General features: G+C 65.7%; 17 protein-coding genes and 1 tRNA gene. All 18 read right to left on the reverse strand.

The window, feature by feature from the left end; all coding sequences use genetic code 11:
* Nucleotides 1-16 precede the first annotated feature (16 nt).
* The 18 genes from ACO2RJ_RS07520 to ACO2RJ_RS07605 all read right to left on the reverse strand — a co-directional run bounded on the left by ACO2RJ_RS07520 (nt 17) and on the right by ACO2RJ_RS07605 (nt 20200).
* Nucleotides 17-310 carry a 50S ribosomal protein L23 gene (locus ACO2RJ_RS07520; RefSeq protein ID WP_423267372.1) on the reverse strand — a complete coding sequence of 98 codons (294 nt, stop codon included), beginning with the start codon at nt 308-310 and terminating at the stop codon, nt 17-19.
* Nucleotides 307-930 carry a 50S ribosomal protein L4 gene (rplD, locus tag ACO2RJ_RS07525; RefSeq protein WP_423267373.1) on the reverse strand — a complete coding sequence of 208 codons (624 nt, stop codon included), beginning with the start codon at nt 928-930 and terminating at the stop codon, nt 307-309. Before rplD ends, ACO2RJ_RS07520 begins: the two co-directional genes overlap by 4 nt.
* Nucleotides 930-1685, reverse strand: coding sequence for a 50S ribosomal protein L3 (gene rplC, locus ACO2RJ_RS07530; RefSeq protein ID WP_423267374.1), 756 nt, complete (start codon nt 1683-1685; stop codon nt 930-932). Before rplC ends, rplD begins: the two co-directional genes overlap by 1 nt.
* Nucleotides 1686-1711: 26 nt before the next feature.
* Complete coding sequence (gene rpsJ / locus ACO2RJ_RS07535; RefSeq protein ID WP_131001665.1) at nt 1712-2020, reverse strand: 30S ribosomal protein S10; 309 nt, start codon at nt 2018-2020, stop codon at nt 1712-1714.
* Between the two features lie 79 nt (nt 2021-2099).
* The gene (gene tuf / locus ACO2RJ_RS07540) at nt 2100-3290 is read right to left on the reverse strand and encodes an elongation factor Tu (RefSeq protein WP_423267375.1); all 1191 of its coding nucleotides are present in this window, start codon (nt 3288-3290) and stop codon (nt 2100-2102) included.
* Between the two features lie 67 nt (nt 3291-3357).
* On the reverse strand, nt 3358-5433 hold the full coding sequence (gene fusA, locus ACO2RJ_RS07545) for an elongation factor G (protein ID WP_423267376.1): 2076 nt from the start codon (nt 5431-5433) through the stop codon (nt 3358-3360).
* 27 nt (nt 5434-5460) lie between these two features.
* Complete coding sequence (rpsG, locus tag ACO2RJ_RS07550) at nt 5461-5931, reverse strand: 30S ribosomal protein S7 (RefSeq protein ID WP_423267378.1); 471 nt, start codon at nt 5929-5931, stop codon at nt 5461-5463.
* Nucleotides 5932-5942: 11 nt separating this feature from the next.
* Nucleotides 5943-6314, reverse strand: coding sequence for a 30S ribosomal protein S12 (gene rpsL, locus ACO2RJ_RS07555; RefSeq protein WP_020178159.1), 372 nt, complete (start codon nt 6312-6314; stop codon nt 5943-5945).
* Nucleotides 6315-6758: 444 nt separating this feature from the next.
* Nucleotides 6759-7835: a helix-turn-helix transcriptional regulator gene (locus ACO2RJ_RS07560; protein WP_423267379.1), complete on the reverse strand. Its 1077-nt coding sequence runs from the start codon at nt 7833-7835 to the stop codon at nt 6759-6761.
* A 142-nt stretch (nt 7836-7977) separates the two neighbouring features.
* The gene (gene rpoC / locus ACO2RJ_RS07565; RefSeq protein WP_423267380.1) at nt 7978-12174 is read right to left on the reverse strand and encodes a DNA-directed RNA polymerase subunit beta'; all 4197 of its coding nucleotides are present in this window, start codon (nt 12172-12174) and stop codon (nt 7978-7980) included.
* 133 nt (nt 12175-12307) lie between these two features.
* Entirely contained in the window at nt 12308-16426 is a 4119-nt protein-coding gene (rpoB, locus tag ACO2RJ_RS07570) for a DNA-directed RNA polymerase subunit beta (RefSeq protein ID WP_423267381.1), read from the reverse strand.
* 272 nt (nt 16427-16698) lie between these two features.
* A complete protein-coding gene (gene rplL, locus ACO2RJ_RS07575; RefSeq protein WP_423267382.1) occupies nt 16699-17076 on the reverse strand; it encodes a 50S ribosomal protein L7/L12 in 378 nt (125 codons plus the stop codon).
* A gap of 48 nt (nt 17077-17124) precedes the next feature.
* Nucleotides 17125-17643: a 50S ribosomal protein L10 gene (gene rplJ / locus ACO2RJ_RS07580; protein WP_423267383.1), complete on the reverse strand. Its 519-nt coding sequence runs from the start codon at nt 17641-17643 to the stop codon at nt 17125-17127.
* Between the two features lie 338 nt (nt 17644-17981).
* Nucleotides 17982-18683, reverse strand: a complete 702-nt coding sequence (gene rplA / locus ACO2RJ_RS07585; RefSeq protein ID WP_423267384.1) for a 50S ribosomal protein L1 — start codon at nt 18681-18683, stop codon at nt 17982-17984.
* Nucleotides 18684-18685: 2 nt separating this feature from the next.
* Nucleotides 18686-19117 (reverse strand): 50S ribosomal protein L11, encoded by a 432-nt coding sequence (rplK, locus tag ACO2RJ_RS07590; protein WP_423267385.1) that lies wholly within the window; start codon nt 19115-19117, stop codon nt 18686-18688.
* 120 nt (nt 19118-19237) lie between these two features.
* On the reverse strand, nt 19238-19798 hold the full coding sequence (gene nusG / locus ACO2RJ_RS07595; RefSeq protein ID WP_423267386.1) for a transcription termination/antitermination protein NusG: 561 nt from the start codon (nt 19796-19798) through the stop codon (nt 19238-19240).
* Nucleotides 19795-19992, reverse strand: a complete 198-nt coding sequence (gene secE / locus ACO2RJ_RS07600; RefSeq protein WP_423267387.1) for a preprotein translocase subunit SecE — start codon at nt 19990-19992, stop codon at nt 19795-19797. Before secE ends, nusG begins: the two co-directional genes overlap by 4 nt.
* Before the next feature lie 131 nt (nt 19993-20123).
* A tRNA-Trp gene (locus ACO2RJ_RS07605) sits at nt 20124-20200 on the reverse strand.
* Between the last annotated feature and the right edge of the window lie 117 nt (nt 20201-20317).

Consider the following 20317-nt stretch of genomic DNA (forward strand, 5'->3'; position numbering starts at 1 on the left):
TTTCCCGCGTCCTGCCTCAGAGGCCCGTCGTCACGTCGATCGAGTGGCCCTCGGCGAGGGTCACGATCGCGCGCTTGACGTCGCCTTGCTGGCCGAGACGACCGCGGAAACGCTTGGTCTTGCCCTTGCGGACGAGGGTGTTGACGCTCACGACCTTGACGTCGAAGAGCTTCTCGATCGCCGCCTTGATCTGCGGCTTGGTCGCCGTGTCCGCGACGCGGAAGACGACCTTGTTATGCTCGGACGCGATCGTCGCCTTTTCGGTGATGACCGGCGACCGGATGACGTCGTAGTGGCGCACGTCGGTCATTTGAAGCGCGCCTCCAGCGCATCGATGGCCGCGCGCGTCAGCACGAGCGTGTCGCGGCGAAGGATGTCGTAGACGTTGATGCCCTGGACGGGCAGCACGTCGACGGTGTGGACCGCCCGGGCCGCGAGCTTCACGTTCGCGTCGATCTCCGCGCCGTCGATGACGAGCGCGTTGGAGAAGCCCAGCGTCTCGATCTGCGACAGGAACGCCTTGGTCTTGGCCTCGCCCAGGGCGAAGTTCTCGACCACGACGATCTGGCTGTCGCGCGCCTTGGCCGACAAAGCGTGCTTCAGGCCGAGCGCCCGGAACTTCTTCGTCAGCTCATGCGCATGGGAGCGCACGACCGGACCGAAGGCGCGCCCGCCGCCACGAAACTGCGGCGCGGAGGCCGCGGCGTGACGGGCGCGGCCGGTGCCCTTCTGCTTATACATCTTCTTGCCCGTGCGGGCGATTTCCGAACGGCCGAGCGTCTTATGCGTGCCGGCCTGGCGCTTGGCGAGCTGCCAGCGCACCATCCGGTGCAGGATGTCGACGCGCGGCTCGAGCCCGAAAATCTCGTCCGACAGGGAGACCTTGTCGCCGGCCTTGCCGTCGGCCTTGGTGATCGCAATGTCGACCATCACGCGTTCTCCTCGGCGGCGGCTTCAGGGGCCGCGGACTCGACCGGGGTCTCGGCGGCGGCCGGCGCTTCGTCCGAACCACGCGCACGGAACTTGCCGGGCATGGGAAGGCCGTCCGGCAGCTTGGTCTTCACGGCGTCACGGACCAGGATCCAGCCGCCCTTGACGCCGGGAACGGCGCCCTCGACGAGGATCAGGCCGCGCTCCGGATCGGTCGAGACGACCTTCAGGTTCTGCGTGGTGATCCGCTCGTCGCCGAGATGGCCGGCCATCTTCTTGTTCTTGAAGACCTTGCCGGGATCCTGGCGGCCGCCGGTCGAACCGTGCGAACGGTGCGAGACCGACACGCCGTGCGTGGCGCGCAGGCCGCCGAAGTTCCAGCGCTTCATGGCGCCGGCGAAGCCCTTGCCGGTCGAGGTGCCCGTCACGTCGACGCGCTGCCCGACGAGGAAGTGATCGGCCGTCAGCTCGGCGCCGACGGGGATCACCGCGTCGTCGCTGACGCGGAACTCGACGATCTTGCGCTTCGGCTCGACTTCAGCCTTCGCGAAGTGGCCGCGCTCGGCGCGGGTCACGTTTTTGGGCTTCCGGGAGCCAGCTCCGAGCTGGAGCGCGACATAACCGTTCGCGTCGGCCGTGCGGTGGGCGACCACCTGGCACTGGTCGACCTTCAGCACGGTCACGGGCACATGCTCGCCGGCGTCCGTGAAGACGCGGGTCATGCCCAGCTTCTGTGCGATAAGTCCGGACCGCATCTGCGTCGTCCTTCCCAATAATCCGGTCAGAGCTTGATCTCGACGTCGACGCCGGCGGCGAGGTCGAGCTTCATCAGCGCGTCCACGGTCTGGGGAGTCGGGTCGACGATGTCGAGGAGACGCTTGTGCGTGCGGATCTCGAACTGCTCGCGGCTCTTCTTGTCGACGTGCGGCGAGCGGTTCACGGTGAACTTCTCGATGCGGGTCGGCAGAGGAATGGGTCCGCGCACGGTCGCGCCGGTCCGCTTGGCCGTCGACACGATCTCGCGCGTCGACGTGTCCAGTATGCGGTGATCGAACGCCTTCAGGCGGATCCGGATGTTCTGGCCGTTCATGGTGGTCCGTCTCCACGGGCCAGGGCTGCGCCGAATGGTCGGCGCGCCCCGCCGCGTCTCAGGTCTTCAGAAGTTCAAATCACTCGATGATGGTGGCGACGACGCCGGCGCCGACGGTTCGGCCGCCTTCGCGGATGGCGAAGCGCAGCTTCTCCTCCATCGCGATCGGCACGATCAGGTGCACCTCCATCGCGATGTTGTCGCCCGGCATCACCATCTCCGTGCCCTCAGGCAGATGCACCACGCCCGTCACGTCGGTCGTGCGGAAGTAGAACTGCGGGCGGTAGTTGGTGAAGAACGGCGTGTGGCGGCCGCCCTCCTCCTTCGTCAGAATGTAGGCCTCGGCCTTGAACTTCGTGTGCGGCTTCACCGAACCCGGCTTGCACAGAACCTGCCCGCGCTCCACGTCCTCGCGCTTCGTGCCGCGCAGAAGAGCCCCGATGTTGTCGCCCGCCTGGCCCTGGTCGAGCAGCTTGCGGAACATCTCGACGCCCGTCACCGTCGTCTTCACCGTCGCCTTGATGCCGACGATCTCGACCTCCTCGCCGACCTTCACGATCCCGCGCTCGACACGGCCCGTCACCACCGTGCCGCGGCCCGAGATCGAGAACACGTCCTCGACCGGCATCAGGAACGGCTGGTCGATCGGACGCTCCGGCTGCGGGATGTAGTCGTCGACCGCCTTCATCAGCTCAAGAATCGCGTCATGCCCGAGCTTCGCGTCGCCGTTCTCAAGCGCCACAAGCGCCGAGCCCTTCACGATCGGAATGTCGTCGCCCGGAAAATCATACTTCGACAGAAGCTCCCGAACCTCGAGCTCGACAAGCTCAAGAAGCTCCTCGTCGTCCACCATGTCGCACTTGTTCAGAAACACCACCAGCGCGGGAACGCCGACCTGGCGGGCGAGCAGAATGTGCTCGCGCGTCTGCGGCATCGGACCGTCGGCCGCGCTCACCACCAGAATCGCGCCGTCCATCTGCGCGGCGCCCGTGATCATGTTCTTCACGTAGTCGGCATGGCCCGGGCAGTCGACATGCGCGTAATGGCGCGCCGCCGTCTCGTATTCGACATGCGCCGTCGAGATCGTGATCCCGCGCGCCTTCTCCTCAGGAGCCTTGTCGATCTGGTCATACGCCGTGAACGTCGCCCCGCCCGTCTCGGCCAGAACCTTCGTGATCGCAGCCGTCAGAGACGTCTTGCCATGGTCGACATGGCCAATCGTCCCGATGTTGCAATGCGGCTTCGTCCGCGAAAACTTTTCCTTGGCCATCGCCGGAGGCTCCGTTCTCTTCTGTTTACGTCTTTGACTTAGGCGCGTCGTTCAACTCGCTGCAGGATCAGGCGTATTTGGCCTGAATCTCCTGCGCGACGTTGGACGGCACCTGCTCGTAGTGATCGAACTGCATGGTGTAGTTCGCGCGGCCCTGACTGAAGGACCGCAGCGTGTTGATGTAGCCGAACATGTTCATCAGCGGCACCATCGCGTTGACGACGTTGGCGTTGCCGCGCATGTCCTGGCCCTGGATCTGGCCGCGGCGGGAATTGAGGTCGCCGATGACCGATCCCGTGTAGTCCTCGGGCGTCACCACCTCGACCTTCATGATCGGCTCGAGCAGCACCGCGCCGCCCTTCTGCAGGGCCTCGCGGAACGCCGCGCGGGATGCGATCTCGAAGGCGAGCGCCGAGGAGTCGACCTCGTGATAGGCGCCGTCGACCAGTTCGACCTTGACGTCCACGACGGGGAAGCCCGCGACCGTTCCGGCGCCGAGCACCGACTCGAGCCCCTTCTGGACGCCCGGGATGTACTCCTTCGGCACCGAACCGCCGACGACCTTCGACACGAACTCGAAGCCCTTGCCGGCCTCGTTCGGCTCGACGTGGAACTTCACGCGGGCGAACTGGCCAGTGCCGCCGGTCTGCTTCTTGTGCGTGTAGTCAACGTCGACCGGCCGCGTCAGCGTCTCGCGGAACGCGACCTGCGGAGCGCCGATGTTTGCGTCGACCTTGTAGGTGCGGCGCAGGATGTCGACCTTGATGTCGAGATGAAGCTCGCCCATCCCCTTGAGGATGGTCTGGCCGGATTCCTGGTCGGTCGACACGCGGAACGACGGATCCTCGGTCGCGAGCTTGGAAAGCGCGATGCCGAGCTTCTCCTGGTCGGCCTTGGTCTTCGGCTCGATCGCGATCGTGATGACCGGCTCCGGAAACACCATCTGCTCGAGGATCACGGGCTTCAGCGGATCGCAGAGCGTGTCGCCGGTGCGCACGTCCTTCAGGCCGGCAAGCGCCACGATGTCGCCGGCGAAGGCTTCCTTGATGTCTTCGCGGTTGTTCGCATGCATCAGCAGCATGCGGCCGACGCGCTCTTTCTTGTCGCGGGTCGAGTTCAGCAGGCCCTGGCCCGCCTCGACCTTGCCGGAATAGACGCGGCAGAAGGTGATGGTGCCGACGAACGGATCGTCCATGATCTTGAAGGCGAGGATCGACAGCCCGGCGTCGTCAGACGGCTCGCGGGTGACCGGCTCTTCGGTCTTGAAATCGATGCCGTCGACCGCGCCGCGATCAAGCGGCGACGGGAGATAGTCGACCACCGCGTCGAGCAGCGGCTGGACGCCCTTGTTCTTGAACGCCGACCCGCACAGCACGGGGGTGAAGGCGCGCGTGAGCACAGCCTTGCGCAGCAGCTTCTTCAGCGTCGCCTCGTCGGGCTCAACGCCTTCGAGATACGCGCCAAGGGCGTCGTCGTCGAGCTCGACCGCGGCCTCGATCAGCTTGCCGCGATACTCGATTGCCTGATCCGCGAGGTCGGCCGGGATCTCTTCGTCGTGATAGTTCGCGCCGAGGTTCTCGTTCTCCCAGACGACCGCCTTCATGCGGACGAGATCGATGATGCCAGCGAAGGCGTTCTCGGAGCCGATCGGAAGCTGAATGCAGACCGGATTGCCCGCGACGCGGACGTCGAGGTCGTTGACGCAATTGAAGAAGTCGGCGCCGATCTTGTCCATCTTGTTGACGAACACGATCCGCGGCACTTCGTACTTGTCCGCCTGACGCCATACGGTCTCGGTCTGCGGCTCGACGCCCTGATTGCCGTCGAGAACGCATACGCAGCCGTCGAGCACGCGGAGCGAACGCTCGACCTCGATCGTGAAGTCGACATGCCCGGGCGTGTCGATGATGTTGAGCTTCTTGTCTTTCCAGAAGGTCGTCGTCGCGGCGGACGTGATCGTAATGCCGCGCTCCTGCTCCTGCTCCATCCAGTCCATCGTCGCGGCGCCGTCATGGACTTCGCCGATCTTGTGCGACTTGCCGGAATAGAACAGGACGCGTTCGGTCGTCGTCGTCTTCCCGGCGTCAATGTGAGCCATGATGCCGAAATTACGATAATCTTCGATCGCGTGGGTGCGGGCCATGATGGCGGTCCTTCAGTCTCTGCTCGATTACCAGCGGTAGTGCGAGAAGGCGCGGTTCGCTTCCGCCATGCGGTGCGTGTCTTCGCGCTTCTTCACGGCGGAGCCGCGGTTGTTCGAAGCGTCGATCAACTCGGCCGACAGCCGGTCGATCATGGTCTTTTCGTTACGGGCGCGGGCCGAGGCCAGCAGCCAGCGAAGGGCGAGCGCCTGGCGGCGCTCCGGACGGACTTCGACGGGCACCTGGTAGGTCGCGCCGCCGACGCGGCGGGAGCGGACCTCGAGGGCCGGCGAGATGTTGTCGAGCGCCTGGTGGAACACCGCAACGGGGCTCTGCTTGAGCTTGCCCTCGACCTGGTCGAACGCGCCGTAGACGATCTGCTCGGCGGTCGACTTCTTGCCGTCACGCATGACGGTGTTCATGAACTTGGTGACCACGACGTCCCCGAACTTGGGGTCCGGGTGGATTTCGCGGCGCTCGGCGGAGTGACGACGGGACATCTGTCAGATCCTCACTTCGGCCGCTTCGCGCCGTACTTCGACCGGCGCTGCTTACGGTTCTTGACGCCCTGCGTGTCGAGCACGCCGCGCAGGATGTGATAACGCACGCCCGGAAGGTCCTTCACGCGGCCGCCGCGGATCATGACCACCGAGTGCTCCTGGAGGTTATGACCCTCGCCCGGAATGTAGCCGATGACCTCGAAGCCGTTGGTGAGGCGCACCTTGGCGACCTTACGAAGCGCCGAGTTCGGCTTCTTCGGGGTCGTGGTGTAGACGCGCGTGCAGACGCCGCGCTTCTGCGGACATGCCTGGAGCGCCGGAACCGTATTGCGCGCCGTGGGCGCCTGCCGCGGCTTGCGGATCAACTGGCTGATGGTGGGCATACTGGCCTAACCGCTTTCGTGTTCAATGCGTCCAGCGCGCGGCGGACATACCGACGCGCAAAACGAAACGACGCCCGCCTCCGGTTTCCCGAAGGAAGCGCCCGCTCCCTGCAGAGGACCGACGGCGACAAGCGCCGCAGGTCATGAACCCGCAACTGACCTAAGATGGTCGCGACAGCGTTTGATCCCGAAAGGTCGGAGCGTTGGACCGCGTCCGAGCAGCGTGGGATCACCGCCTGCCGAAGAGTGCGCGCCTTCTACCCCGGCGACTCGCCACCCGTCAACCCGTGAATCTTAAGGCGCAGTTGGCGAAGGCGTGAAACCATGCCCCAATCGGCCCTGGAAACGCTTGGCTGGGCGCGTCATCCGGCTCCGGGTCGAGGTCGCGAGCCGGAAGTCCGTTCGAAGCGCCTGCGCGCCCAAAGACCGAGCGGGCGCGTTCGCCTATTGGCCGCGGCAGCTCGCGAAGGAGCCGCACAGCAGCACCAGTTCGGCCTGCCGGCTGACGCCGGTCTTGGCGAAGATCGAGCCGAGCTGGTTGCGCACGGTCGTGGGACTGAGGCCGAGACCCGTCGCGATGTCGGCGAGCGTCTTGCCCTCCAAGAGGCCGCGGACGACGCGGCTTTCCGCCGGGGTGAGATCGAACAGACCGCCGAGCAGCGTGGCGTCCGGAGCGCCGCGCATGCCGAGCGGCTGCGCGGCCAGCAGCCAGTCGGCGCGCGAGAACACGTCCCGCGCCGCGCGCCGGATGGGCAGGACGTGCAGCACCGCCGGCGGGGCCTCATCCGCTCCCGGCAAGGCGATCGACCGCCCGACCCCGCCTGGGCCCCGTTCGATTGCGGCTCTAAGCTGGCGATCGGCGCGCGGGTCCCGAAGCGCCATGGCGTCGTGGGCGCCAATTGTGACCTGGGCCGTCAGCGCTTCGAATTCCTCGTTCATGGCGAGCGCCCGGCCCGACAGCGACAGCACCGCCGCCGGAAGCCCGACCTGGGCGAGCGCCGAAACGCGGGCGCGGGCTTTTTCGAGATCGATCCGGGCTGAGAACGCCGCGGCGCGCGCGAGATGCGGCTGAAGCTCATTGAGGCGCGAGAGCGTGGAGAGCTCGGTCGGCCCAAGTTCGAGCGCGCGCTCGAAGGAGAACACCATCGCGTCGCCGTTCGGGCAGTTGACGACCGCCCCGGCGCCCCAGCCGACGCCATGCGGCCGGAGAAGCTCGACATACATCGGATCGGTCGCGATCTCCTCGTCGGTCAGGATGTCCTGATCCCGGACGAAGCCGACGAGGCCGCGCGCCGCGACCCGCGGGGCGCGCGGATTGCGCGCCGCCCAGCCGCCGGCGATGAAGGCGTCGAGCAACTCCCGGATCGCCGGCGACGCGACGCCGCGCTGAAACCGCTCGTTCAGGGTGAACATGCCCGCGCCCACGAAGCCGTGGGCGAGAGAGAGCTCGTGATAGACGTCGGCCCAGAGCTCCGGCAGCGCCGCCGCCTCATAGATCCTGTCGACGATGTCCGCCGCCACGCGCCCTTCCCCCGTGCACCTTCCACGGCGGGCGTTCGCTCGCGTCCACGCTCCGCCCGTCATGGAGCGGGGGCCGTCGGTCGCCCGACGGCCCCCGCCGCGTCATGCGTCATGCGTCGTCGGCCGCCTGTCGGCGGTCGACTTATTCGGCTGCGTCGGACGCCTCGAGCAGAGGCGTGTCCGACTTCGCGCTCTCCTGCGCCCGCTGGGCCAGGATCAGTTCGTCGCGATGGGTCGCGATCTCGCGGACCCTGTTCATGACCGAGCCGGTGCCGGCCGGGATGAGGCGTCCGACGATCACGTTCTCCTTCAGCCCCTCCAGGTCGTCGACCTTGCCATTGACGGCGGCCTCCGTCAGCACCCGCGTCGTCTCCTGGAAGGAGGCGGCGGAGATGAAGGACCGGGTCTGCAGGCTCGCCTTGGTGATGCCCAGCAGAACCGGATGGCCGACGGCCGGCTTCTTGCCTTCCTCGAGAGCCTTGGCGTTGACCGCGTCGAACTCCAGCTGGTCGACCTGCTCATTGGTGATGAGCTCGGTCTCGCCGGCGTCCGAGATCTCGACCTTCTGCAGCATCTGGCGGACGATCACCTCGATGTGCTTGTCGTTGATCTGCACGCCCTGGAGCCGGTAGACCTCCTGGATCTCGTTGACGAGATAAGCCGCAAGCTCCTCCACGCCCTTGATCGCCAGGATGTCGTGCGGCGCCGGATTGCCGTCGACGATGTAGTCGCCCTGCTCCACGACGTCGCCGTCCTGAAGCTGGACGTGCTTGCCCTTCGGGATGAGGTACTCGACGGGCTCGCCGCCTTCCTCGCTCGGGATCAGCGTGACGCGGCGCTTGTTCTTGTAGTCCTTGCCGAACTGCACCGTGCCGGAGATCTCGGCGATGATCGCCGCGTCCTTCGGACGACGCGCCTCGAACAGCTCCGCCACCCGCGGCAGACCGCCGGTGATGTCACGCGTCTTGGCGCTTTCGGTGGGGATGCGGGCCAGCACGTCGCCGGCCTTCATCTCCTGCCCGGGCGAGCAGGTCAGGATCGCCTCCGGAGCGAGCTGGTAGCGCGCCTCGCCGCCCTTGGCCGGCTTCATGATCTTGCCGTCCTTGTCGAGAACGATGATCGACGGCTTCAGATCCGCGCTGCGGGTCGACGTCCGCCAGTCCATGACGACGCGCTTGGTGATGCCGGTCGCCTCGTCCGAGGTCTCCTTCAGCGACGAGCCTTCAACCAGATCCTCGAATGCGGTCTTGCCGTCCACCTCGGTCAGGATCGGCCGGGTGTACGGATCCCACTCGGCGATCCGCTGTCCGCGCTTGATCTTGTCGCCCTCGTCGACGCGCAGCTTCGCGCCGTAGAGCAGGCGATGGGTCGCCCGCTCCGTGACGCCATTGGCGTCGACGATCACGACCGCGACGTTGCGGCCCATCACGATGAGGTCGCCGTCGGAGTTCCGGGCCGCGTTGCGGTTGCGGATCTTGACGGTGCCCTCGAACGAGCTTTCGACGAAGGACGAGTCCGCAAGCTGCGCCGTTCCGCCGATGTGGAACGTGCGCATGGTGAGCTGCGTGCCCGGCTCGCCGATCGACTGCGCCGCGATGACGCCGACCGCCTCGCCCATGTTGACGGGCGTGCCGCGGGCGAGATCGCGCCCGTAACAGGCCTTGCAGACGCCGATCTTGGTCTCGCAGGTCAGCACCGAACGGATGCGGATCTCCTGGACCCCGGCTTGCGCCATCACGTCGACGTCCTTCTCGACGATCAGCGTGTTCTTGGGCACGATGATCTCGCCCGACGCCGGATGCTGGACGTCCTCGGCCGTGGTGCGGCCGAGCGTGCGCATGCCGAGCGTCGCCACGATCTGGCCGGCGTCGACCACCGGGCGGACCCGGATGCCCGCATCGGTGCCGCAATCGTCCTCGGTGATGATGCAGTCCTGCGCCACGTCGACGAGACGACGGGTCAGGTAGCCCGAGTTCGCGGTCTTCAGCGCAGTGTCCGCGAGGCCCTTACGGGCGCCGTGGGTCGAGTTGAAGTATTCCAGAACCGACAGGCCTTCCTTGAAGTTCGAAATGATCGGGCTCTCGATGATCTCGCCCGACGGCTTCGCCATGAGGCCGCGCATGCCGGCGAGCTGCTTCATCTGAGCCGGGGAGCCGCGGGCGCCCGAGTGGCTCATCATGTAGATCGAGTTGATCTGCTTCGCCCGGCCGGTCTCCTTGTCGACCTGAACCGAGGAGATGCGCGACATCATCTCCTCCGCGATCTTGTCGGTGCACTTCGCCCAGGCGTCGACGACCTTGTTGTACTTCTCGCCCTGGGTGATCAGACCGTCCTGGTACTGCTGCTCGTACTCCTTGGCGAGCGTGCGGGTGTCCTCGACGATCTTCGGCTTGGTGTCGGGCACCACCATGTCGTCCTTGCCGAACGAGATGCCGGCCTTGAACGCGTTGCTGAAGCCGAGCGTCATGATCCGGTCGCAGAAGATGACCGTGTCCTTCTGACCGCAGTTGCGGTAGACGGTGTCGATCATGTTCGAGATTTCCTTCTTAGTCATCAGCTTGTTGACGACGTCGTAGGTCAGCTTCGCAGTCTTCGGGAGCAGCTGGCCGAGCATCATGCGGCCAGGCGTGGTCTCATAGATCTTGGACGTCGGCTCGCCATCGGCGCCGATGCCGATGTGACGACCCTTGATCTTGGTGTGCAGCGTCACCGACTTGGTGAACAGCGCCTGCTCCAGCTCGCCCATATTGGCGAAGGCCATGCCCTCGCCGGGCTCGTTGTCGCGCATCAGCGTCAGGTAATAGAGGCCGAGCACGATGTCCTGCGACGGCACGATGATCGGCTGTCCATTCGCAGGGTGCAGGATGTTGTTGGTCGACATCATAAGGACGCGCGCTTCCAACTGCGCTTCCAGCGACAGCGGAACGTGCACGGCCATCTGGTCGCCGTCGAAGTCGGCGTTGAACGCGGCGCAGACCAGCGGGTGAAGCTGGATCGCCTTGCCCTCGATCAGCACGGGCTCGAAGGCCTGGATGCCGAGACGGTGAAGCGTCGGCGCGCGGTTCAGCATCACCGGGTGCTCGCGGATCACCTCGTCCAGAATGTCCCAGACCTCGGGCTTCTCCTTCTCGACGAGCTTCTTCGCCTGCTTCACGGTCGCCGAGAGGCCCTTGGCGTCGAGCCGCGAATAGATGAACGGCTTGAACAGCTCGAGCGCCATCTTCTTCGGCAGGCCGCACTGGTGGAGCTTCAGCTCCGGGCCGACGACGATCACCGAGCGGCCGGAATAGTCCACGCGCTTTCCGAGCAGGTTCTGGCGGAAGCGGCCCTGCTTGCCCTTCAGCATGTCGCTGAGCGACTTCAGCGGGCGCTTGTTGACGCCCGTGATGACGCGGCCGCGGCGGCCGTTGTCGAACAGCGCGTCGACCGCTTCCTGAAGCATGCGCTTCTCGTTGCGGATGATGATGTCCGGCGCGCGCAGCTCGATCAGCCGCTTCAGACGATTGTTGCGGTTGATGACTCGGCGGTACAAGTCGTTCAGGTCCGAGGTCGCGAACCGGCCGCCGTCGAGCGGCACCAGCGGACGCAGGTCCGGCGGAATGACCGGCACGACGGTCATGATCATCCAGTCCGGCTTGTTGCCGGACTCCATGAAGGCCTCGACGATCTTCAGTCGCTTCGCGAGCTTCTTCGGCTTGAGCTCGGTGGTCGCCTCCGAGATCTCGACGCGGATGTCCGCCGCCATTTTCTCCAGGTCGAGCGCGCGCAGCATCGACTGGATCGCCTCCGCGCCGATCTGCGCGGTGAAGGCGTCCTCGCCATATTCGTCCTGCGCGCGGATATAGTCGTCCTCGCTCAGCAGCTGGCGGTCCTTGAGGGGCGTCAGGCCGGTCTCGAGCACCACGTACTTCTCGAAGTAGAGGATCGCCTCGAGATCCTTCAGCGTCATGTCGAGCAGCAGGCCGATGCGGCTCGGGAGCGACTTCAGGAACCAGATGTGCGCGACGGGGGCGGCGAGCTCGATATGGCCCATGCGCTCGCGGCGCACGCGCGACAGCGTGACCTCGACGCCGCACTTCTCGCAGATGACGCCCTTGTACTTCATGCGCTTGTACTTGCCGCACAAGCACTCGTAGTCCTTGATCGGCCCGAAGATCCGCGCGCAGAACAGGCCGTCGCGCTCGGGCTTGAAGGTCCGGTAGTTGATCGTCTCCGGCTTCTTGATCTCGCCGAACGACCAGGAGAGAATCTTCTCCGGGCTGGCGATCGAGATGCGGATCTGGTCGAACGTCTGGGCAGGAACCTGCGTGTTGAAAAGATTCATCACTTCTTGGTTCATCGCCGTCTCCTTCCGCGTGACCCGATGAGCGCCACCGCTAGCGCCGCCTCGAGGTCCGCATAAATCCCTGTTTCACCGGCGGGCGGACCAAACGGTCCGTCCGCCGAACGACGTGGCCCCGCGGGCCAGGCCGTCACTCCGCAGCGTCTGCGGGGGGAAGCTCGTTCTGCTTCTTCGTCGTGTGCAGGTCGACATTGAGGCCGAGCGAACGCATTTCCTTCACGAGCACGTTGAAGCTCTCGGGAATGCCGGCCTCGAACGCGTCGTCGCCGCGCACGATCGACTCGTAGACCTTGGTGCGGCCCGCGACGTCGTCCGACTTCACCGTCAGCATCTCCTGCAGCGTGTAGGCCGCGCCGTATGCCTCGAGCGCCCACACCTCCATTTCGCCGAAGCGCTGGCCGCCGAACTGCGCCTTGCCGCCGAGCGGCTGCTGGGTGACCAGCGAGTACGGGCCGATCGAACGGGCGTGGATCTTGTCGTCGACGAGATGGTGGAGCTTCAGCATATATATGTAGCCGACCGTCACCTGTCGATCGAACGTGTCGCCGGTCCGCCCGTCGAACAGCGTCGACTGACCGGAGATGTTGACGCCTGCAAGCTCGAGCATGCGCTCGATGTCCGCCTCCTTGGCGCCGTCGAACACCGGCGTCGCGATCGGCACGCCGCGCCGCAACGTCTCCGACATCTCGACGAGCTCATTGTCGTTCATCTCCGCGATCTGGGCGTTATCGCCATAGACCGCGTCGATCTTGGACTTGAGCTCCTTGACGCCGGCGCCGGCGCGGTACGCGTCGATCGCCTTGCCGATCTGCGCGCCGAGCCCTGCGCAGGCCCAGCCAAGATGCGTCTCGAGGATCTGTCCGACGTTCATGCGGCTCGGCACGCCGAGCGGGTTCAGCACGATGTCGACATGTGTGCCGTCCTCGAGGAACGGCATGTCCTCGACCGGCACGATGCGCGAGACCACGCCCTTGTTGCCGTGGCGGCCGGCCATCTTGTCGCCGGGCTGGATCTTGCGCTTCACCGCGATGAAGACCTTAACCATCTTCATAACGCCGGGGGGCAGCTCGTCGCCGCGCTGCAGCTTCTCGACCTTGTCGAGGAACCGCTGCTCGAGACGCTTCTTCTGCTCGTCGTACTGGCCGCGCATGGCCTCGAGCTCGGACATCATCTTGTCGTCCGAGACCGCGATCTGCCACCACTGCGACCGGGGCGCGTCGCTCAGCGCCTCGCGCGTGATCGCCTCGTCCTTCTTGATCGCCTTGGGACCGCCGACGGCGGTCTTCCCGACGAGCATGTCGGCGAGACGGGCGTAGGTGTTGCGGTCGAGGATCGCGAGTTCGTCGTCGCGGTCCTTTGCGAGCCGCTCGATTTCCTCGCGCTCGATCGCTTGCGCGCGCTCGTCCTTGTCGACGCCGTGGCGGTTGAACACCCGCACCTCGACGATCGTGCCGGTCACGCCCGGAGGAACCCGGAGCGAGGTGTCGCGCACGTCGGACGCCTTCTCGCCGAAGATCGCCCGGAGGAGCTTCTCCTCCGGCGTCATCGGGCTTTCGCCCTTCGGCGTGATCTTGCCGCACAGGATGTCGCCGGCCTGCACTTCAGCGCCGATGTAGACGATGCCGGCTTCGTCGAGGTTCTTCAGCGCCTCTTCCGACACGTTCGGAATGTCGCGCGTGATCTCCTCCGGCCCGAGCTTGGTGTCGCGGGCCATCACCTCGAACTCCTCGATGTGTATCGAGGTGAAGACGTCGTCGGAGACGATCTTCTCGCTGAGGAGGATGGAGTCCTCGAAGTTGTAGCCGTTCCACGGCATGAAGGCGACGAGCACGTTGCGCCCGAGCGCGAGTTCGCCGAGCTCGGTCGAGGGACCGTCCGCGATGATCTCGCCCTTCTTCACGAGGTCTCCGACGCGGACCAGCGGCTTCTGCGTGATGCAGGTCGACTGGTTGGAGCGCTGGAACTTCATGAGGCGGAAGATGTCGACGCCAGGCTTCGCGGCGTCGGTCTCCTCCGTCGCGCGGATCACGATACGGGTCGCGTCCACCTGGTCGACGATGCCGGCGCGCCGGGCAGCGATCGCGGCGCCGGAGTCGCGGGCGACCACCGACTCCATGCCCGTGCCGACAAACGGCGCGTCGGCCCGAACCAGCGGCACGGCCTGGCGCTGCATGTTCGAACCCATGAGGGCGCGGTTGGCGTCGTCATTCTCTAGGAACGGAATCAACGCCGCCGCCACCGAGACGAGCTGCTTCGGCGACACGTCCATGTAGTCGACGCGCTCGATCGGCACGAAGACGACCTCGCCCATGTGACGGCAGACGATCAGGTCCTCGGTGAAGTGACCGGTCTCGGTGATCACCGCGTTCGCCTGCGCGACATGGTGCTTCGATTCCTCGACCGCCGAGAGGTAGTGCACCTCGTCGGTCACTCCGCCGTCGCGCACCTTGCGGTACGGGGCCTCGATGAAGCCGTATTTGTTCACCCGCGCGAAGGTCGCGAGCGAGTTGATCAGGCCGATGTTCGGGCCTTCCGGCGTCTCGATGGGGCAGATCCGGCCGTAATGCGTCGGATGCACGTCGCGGACTTCGAAGCCCGCGCGCTCGCGCGTCAGGCCGCCCGGCCCGAGCGCCGAGAGACGCCGCTTGTGCGTGATCTCCGAGAGCGGGTTGGTCTGATCCATGAACTGCGACAGCTGCGAGGAGCCGAAGAACTCGCGCACGGCGGCGGCCGCCGGCTTCGCGTTGATCAGGTCCTGCGGCATGACGGTGTCGATCTCGACCGACGACATGCGCTCCTTGATGGCGCGCTCCATGCGAAGCAGTCCGACGCGGTACTGGTTCTCCATGAGCTCGCCGACCGAGCGCACGCGCCGGTTGCCGAGATGGTCGATGTCGTCGATTTCGCCCTTGCCGTCGCGCAGATCGACCAGCGTCTTCACGACCGCGAGGATGTCGGCCTTGCGCAGCGTGCGCACCGTGTCCTCGGCGTCGAGGTCGAGGCGCATGTTCATCTTGACGCGGCCGACCGCGGACAGATCGTAGCGCTCGCTGTCGAAGAACAGCGACTGGAACATGGCTTCCGCGGTGTCGAGGGTCGGCGGCTCGCCGGGACGCATCACCCGGTAGATGTCGAACAGCGCCTCTTCGCGGGTCGCGTTCTTGTCGACCGCCAGCGTGTTGCGGATGTAGCCGCCGGTGTTGATGTGGTCGATGTCGAGCAGGTCGAGTTCGTCGATCGCCATCTCCTGGAAGCTCTCCAGCAGCTTGGCGGTGATCTCCTCGCCGGCCTCGGCCCAGATCTCTCCGGTCTCGGCGTTGACGAGATCCTCGGCGATGTACTGGCCGACCATCTCCTCGTTCGAGATCTTGAGCGCCTTGACACCCTTCTCGGAGATGAGCCGCGCCTGTCGGGGCGTCAGCTTCTTGCCGGCCTCGAGCACGACCTCGCCGCTGTCGGCGTCGATCAGATCGACCGTCGCGTTGAAGCCCTTCATGCGCTCGCCGTCGAAGGCGGTGCGCCAACCGTCGCCGTCACGGTCGTAACGGACCTTCTTGTAGAAGGTGTCGAGGATCTCCTCGCCGTCCATGCCGAGCGCGAACAGAAGCGACGTCACCGGAATCTTGCGGCGACGGTCGATGCGGGCGTGCACGATGTCCTTGGCGTCGAATTCGATGTCGAGCCAGGAGCCGCGATAGGGGATGATCCGGGCGGCGAACAGCAGCTTGCCGGACGAATGCGTCTTGCCCTTGTCGTGGTCGAAGAACACGCCGGGCGACCGGTGCATCTGCGAAACGATGACGCGCTCGGTGCCGTTGACGATGAAGGTGCCGTTGTCCGTCATGAGCGGCATGTCGCCCATGTAGACGTCCTGCTCCTTGATGTCCTTGACGGACCGCGCGGAGGTCTCCTCGTCCACGTCGAACACGATCAGACGCAGCGTCACCTTCAGCGGAGCCGCGAAGGTCATGCCGCGCTGGCGGCACTCGTCGACGTCGTATTTCGGCTGCTCGAACTCGTAATCCACGAACTCCAGCATCGAGGTGTTCGAGAAGTCGGAAATCGGAAACACCGACTTGAACACGGTCTGCAGGCCTTCGTCCGGCCGCGTGCTGCCTTTCTCATCGAACAGAAGGAACTGGTCGTAGGACGCCTTCTGAATCTCGATAAGATTCGGCATCGCGGTTACTTCGCGGATCTTGCCGAAGAACTTGCGGACACGCTTGCGGCCGGTGATCGTCTGAGCCATCGTCTTCCTCAATCCTGCCGAGGGCGCGCCTGAGACAAAGACCGCGGAGGCGGCCCTTGGCTCAGGCGCGGCGGGCTCCTCTCGTCGCCGAGCCCGCTGGTAGTCCCGTCCGCCGGGGTCTGGGATCCCGGAAGGCGCTGAAAGCCGCGGAGGAAAACGACGTCCCGCGACGTCGTCCCACGCGGCTTCGGAGCAGAACTTACGGGAGCCGGCGACCAGCCAGCCCCCATAAGTCGTTTGTCATGCGCAGGGTTTCAAGCCCCTGCGTCAGCTCACTTGAGCTCGACCTTGGCGCCGGCCTTCTCGAGCTGGGCCTTGAGCTTCTCGGCCTCGTCCTTGGTGACGCCTTCCTTGACGGGCTTCGGCGACGCTTCGACAAGGTCCTTGGCTTCCTTGAGGCCGAGGCCGGTGATCGCGCGGACCTCCTTGATGACCTCGATCTTCTTGTCGCCGATCGCCGCGAGCACGACGGTGAACTCCGTCTGCTCCTCGACGGCCGCAGCCGCAGCCCCGCCGCCGGCGGGACCGGCCACCGCGACCGCCGCAGCGGCCGAAACGCCCCACTTCTCTTCAAGGAGCTTCGCCAGCTCCGCCGCCTCGAGCACCGTCAGGTTGGACAGCTCGTCGACGATCTTCGTCAGATCAGTCATGTGTTTACGTCCTTAGGTTCGAACCAGATTTTAACTTGAAGGGTCGGCTTACGCCGCCTCGTCTCGCTTGGCGTATGCCCCGAACACGCGCGCGAGCTTTGCGGCTGGCGCGGTCGAGAGCTGCGCGATCTTGGTCGCGGGCGCCTGGATGAGGCCCACGAGCTTGGCGCGCAGTTCGTCGAGCGACGGCAGCGTGGCCAGAGCCTTCACGCCGTCGGGGTTCAGGGAGGTCGCGCCCATTGCGCCGCCGAGGATCACGAACTTGTCGTTCGCCTTGGCGAACTCGACCGCGATCTTCGGAGCCGCCACCGGATCGTCGCTGTAGGCAAGGACGGTGGGTCCCTGCAGCAGCGCGCCGATATGGGCCGCGTCCGTGCCTTCGAGAGCGATCTTGGCGAGCCTGTTCTTCGCGACCTTCACGCTCGCGCCCGCGTCCCGCATCTGTCGACGCAAGGTCGACATCTGAGCGACGGTCAGGCCCGAGTAGTGAGCGACGACGATGGCCCCGGAGTTCGAAAACACCGAGTTCAGCGTCGCGACCATGTCACGCTTTTCTGCGCGGTCCACGTGCTCTCTCCGGTTGACGGCGCCCTGATGGGTGCCGCCGGGTTGCAACGACCGTCGTCCGTCCGGGGACCCTGAGGCCCGTCGGCGGCGACGGCGGCTTCCAGCCTGTCCGCGCATGACGCTGGAAGAAGCGGCACGGCGATGGTTCGAACCGAAAGACCAGGTCGCTCGCGCGAGCCGGACATTCGGTCGTCCCCGTCTCGGCAGGTCCCGGTGATCCGGGCTTAAGGTCGTCCCCGTGGACGGCCGCCTGCTATCTCGGACAGGTCGGGAAAGACGGATGACGATCCGCCCTTCCCTTCCGCCCGGGGTCGCCCCCGGACGAATCTCTTACAAACTCAAGCGCCGCCCAGAACCGTCGAGGGTTCGATGCGCACGCCCGGGCCCATGGTCGAGGAGACCGCGATCTTCTGGACGTACTGGCCCTTGGCGCCGGTCGGCTTCGCCTTCACCACGGCGTCCGTGAACGCCTTGATGTTCTGGGCGAGCTTCTCGGCGTCGAACGACGCCTTGCCCACGCCGCCATGGACGATGCCGGCCTTCTCGACACGGAACTCGACCGCGCCGCCCTTGGCGGCCTTGACGGCGCCCGCGACGTCCATCGTCACGGTGCCGACCTTCGGGTTCGGCATCAGGCCGCGGGGGCCGAGCACCTTACCGAGACGGCCGACGAGCGGCATCATGTCGGGCGTCGCGATGCAGCGGTCGAACTCGATCTTGCCGCCCTGCACGATCTCGAGCAGGTCTTCGGCTCCGACGATGTCGGCGCCGGCCTTCAGAGCTTCCTCGGCCTTCGGGCCGCGGGCGAACACGCCGACGCGCACCGTGCGGCCGGAGCCGTTCGGCAGTTGGCAGACGCCGCGGACCATCTGGTCGGCGTGGCGCGGGTCGACGCCGAGGTTGATCGCGATCTCGATCGTCTCGTCGAACTTGGCGGTGGCGCGGTCCTTGACCATCGCCAGCGCCTCGTCAAGCGCATAGAGCTTGAGGCGGTCGACGCCTTCGCGGGACTTTTCGGTGCGTTTTCCAAGCTTCGCCATGATCAGCCCTCCACCTGCAGGCCCATCGAGCGGGCCGAGCCCGCGATCATCGCGACGGCGGCGTCGATGCTGTCGCAATTCATGTCGGCCATCTTCTTCTCGGCGATCTCGCGGAGCTGAGCCTGGCTGACCTTGCCGACGAAGGATCCCTTGCCGACGGTCTGCGCGCCCTTCTGGATCTTCGCCGCCTGCTTCAGGAAGTAGCTGACCGGCGGCGACTTCATCACGAAGGTGAAGGAGCGGTCGGCATAGGCGGTGATGACGACGGGGATCGGCATCCCCTTCTCCATCTGGCCGGTCTGCGCGTTGAACGCCTTGCAGAACTCCATGATGTTGAGGCCGCGCTGACCCAGCGCCGGGCCGATCGGCGGCGACGGGTTGGCGGAGCCTGCCGGCACCTGCAGCTTGATGTAGCCTGTAATCTTCTTCGCCATAGTCTCTCAGTCTCCAGGACGCTCAGAAGCTTTCGCCGCTCGCGTCGTTGAGCCGTGGTGCGAAGCCGGACGGTCGGCGGCGAACGCCGACGCCCTCCTCTCCCACAGCCGGGGTTGGGGTCAGACCTTCTCGACCTGCCCGTATTCAAGATCGACGGTCGTCGCGCGGCCGAAGATCGAAACGTCGATCTTGAGACGCGCCCGCGCCTCGTCGACGTCCTGGACGATGCCGGAGAACGAGGCGAACGGACCGTCCGACACGCGGACCTGCTCGCCGACCTCGAAGGACACCGACGGCTTCGGCCGTTCGATGCCTTCCTGCACCTGCCGCAGGATCCGGAGCGCCTCGTTCTCCGAAATCGGCGACGGCTTGTTGTCCGCGCCGAGGAAGCCGGTGACCTTCGGCGTGTTGCGGATCAGGTGGTAGGCCTGGTCCGTCAGATCCATCTTCACCAGAACGTAGCCTGGAAAGAACTTCCGCTCGGCGTCGACCTTGCGGCCGCGCCGGACCTCGACGACCTTTTCGGTCGGCACGAGGATCTCTTCGAACAGATCGGCGAGGCCGGTCTGCTCGGCCTTCTCGCGGATCGAGTCGGCGACCTTTTTCTCGAAGTTCGAATAAGCGTGGACGATGTACCAGCGCTTCGGCCGTCCCGCCGCCTGACCGTCGACCGCGCTCATCGGCCGACCCCGAGCAGCAGCGTCACGCCGTAGCGGATGATCATGTCCGCGATGAAAAAGAACACCGAGGCCACGAAGGCGAACACGAACACCATCACGGTCGTGATCGCGGTCTCGCGCCGCGTCGGCCATACGACCTTTGCGGTCTCAGCGCCGACCTGCTGCAGGAACTCGAGCGGGGATGTCTTCGCCATTGCCTCGAAACGTCCAAAGGGGCGCGCTCCCAATAACAGGCTCGCACCCCGGAAACCCAATGTTGTCAGCGGCGTATTAGACCGCGTTCGCCCCGCTTGACGATTCCGTCCCGCCGGATTCCGCTCGGGCGTGGCAGGAGTGGAGGGACTCGAACCCGCAACCTCCGGTTTTGGAGACCGGCGCTCTGACCAGTTGAGCTACACTCCTAAGCGCTCGGGTCTTAGGCGGGGCGCTCCATATGCCACGCCGACCGTCCCGCCGCAACCCATCGCATTTGGGCCGGATCATAAAAATCCGGCCAGTCAACGCCCTCTGGTCAAGGGC

It is taken from the genome of Hansschlegelia sp. KR7-227 (assembly GCF_049446035.1).
Taxonomy (GTDB): Bacteria; Pseudomonadota; Alphaproteobacteria; order Rhizobiales; family Methylopilaceae; genus Methylopila.

Excerpts from the sequence above, each read along its gene's own strand:
- ACO2RJ_RS07520 (WP_423267372.1), bottom strand. The coding sequence starts at position 310 with ATGACCGACGTGCGCCACTACGACGTCATCCGGTCGCCGGTCATCACC.
- rplD (WP_423267373.1), bottom strand. The coding sequence starts at position 930 with ATGGTCGACATTGCGATCACCAAGGCCGACGGCAAGGCCGGCGACAAG.
- rplC (WP_423267374.1), bottom strand. The coding sequence starts at position 1,685 with ATGCGGTCCGGACTTATCGCACAGAAGCTGGGCATGACCCGCGTCTTC.
- rpsJ (WP_131001665.1), bottom strand. The coding sequence starts at position 2,020 with ATGAACGGCCAGAACATCCGGATCCGCCTGAAGGCGTTCGATCACCGC.
- tuf (WP_423267375.1), bottom strand. The coding sequence starts at position 3,290 with ATGGCCAAGGAAAAGTTTTCGCGGACGAAGCCGCATTGCAACATCGGG.
- fusA (WP_423267376.1), bottom strand. The coding sequence starts at position 5,433 with ATGGCCCGCACCCACGCGATCGAAGATTATCGTAATTTCGGCATCATG.
- rpsG (WP_423267378.1), bottom strand. The coding sequence starts at position 5,931 with ATGTCCCGTCGTCACTCCGCCGAGCGCCGCGAAATCCACCCGGACCCC.
- rpsL (WP_020178159.1), bottom strand. The coding sequence starts at position 6,314 with ATGCCCACCATCAGCCAGTTGATCCGCAAGCCGCGGCAGGCGCCCACG.
- rpoC (WP_423267380.1), bottom strand. The coding sequence starts at position 12,174 with ATGAACCAAGAAGTGATGAATCTTTTCAACACGCAGGTTCCTGCCCAG.
- rpoB (WP_423267381.1), bottom strand. The coding sequence starts at position 16,426 with ATGGCTCAGACGATCACCGGCCGCAAGCGTGTCCGCAAGTTCTTCGGC.
- rplL (WP_423267382.1), bottom strand. The coding sequence starts at position 17,076 with ATGACTGATCTGACGAAGATCGTCGACGAGCTGTCCAACCTGACGGTG.
- rplA (WP_423267384.1), bottom strand. The coding sequence starts at position 18,683 with ATGGCGAAGCTTGGAAAACGCACCGAAAAGTCCCGCGAAGGCGTCGAC.
- rplK (WP_423267385.1), bottom strand. The coding sequence starts at position 19,117 with ATGGCGAAGAAGATTACAGGCTACATCAAGCTGCAGGTGCCGGCAGGC.
- nusG (WP_423267386.1), bottom strand. The coding sequence starts at position 19,798 with ATGAGCGCGGTCGACGGTCAGGCGGCGGGACGGCCGAAGCGCTGGTAC.
- secE (WP_423267387.1), bottom strand. The coding sequence starts at position 19,992 with ATGGCGAAGACATCCCCGCTCGAGTTCCTGCAGCAGGTCGGCGCTGAG.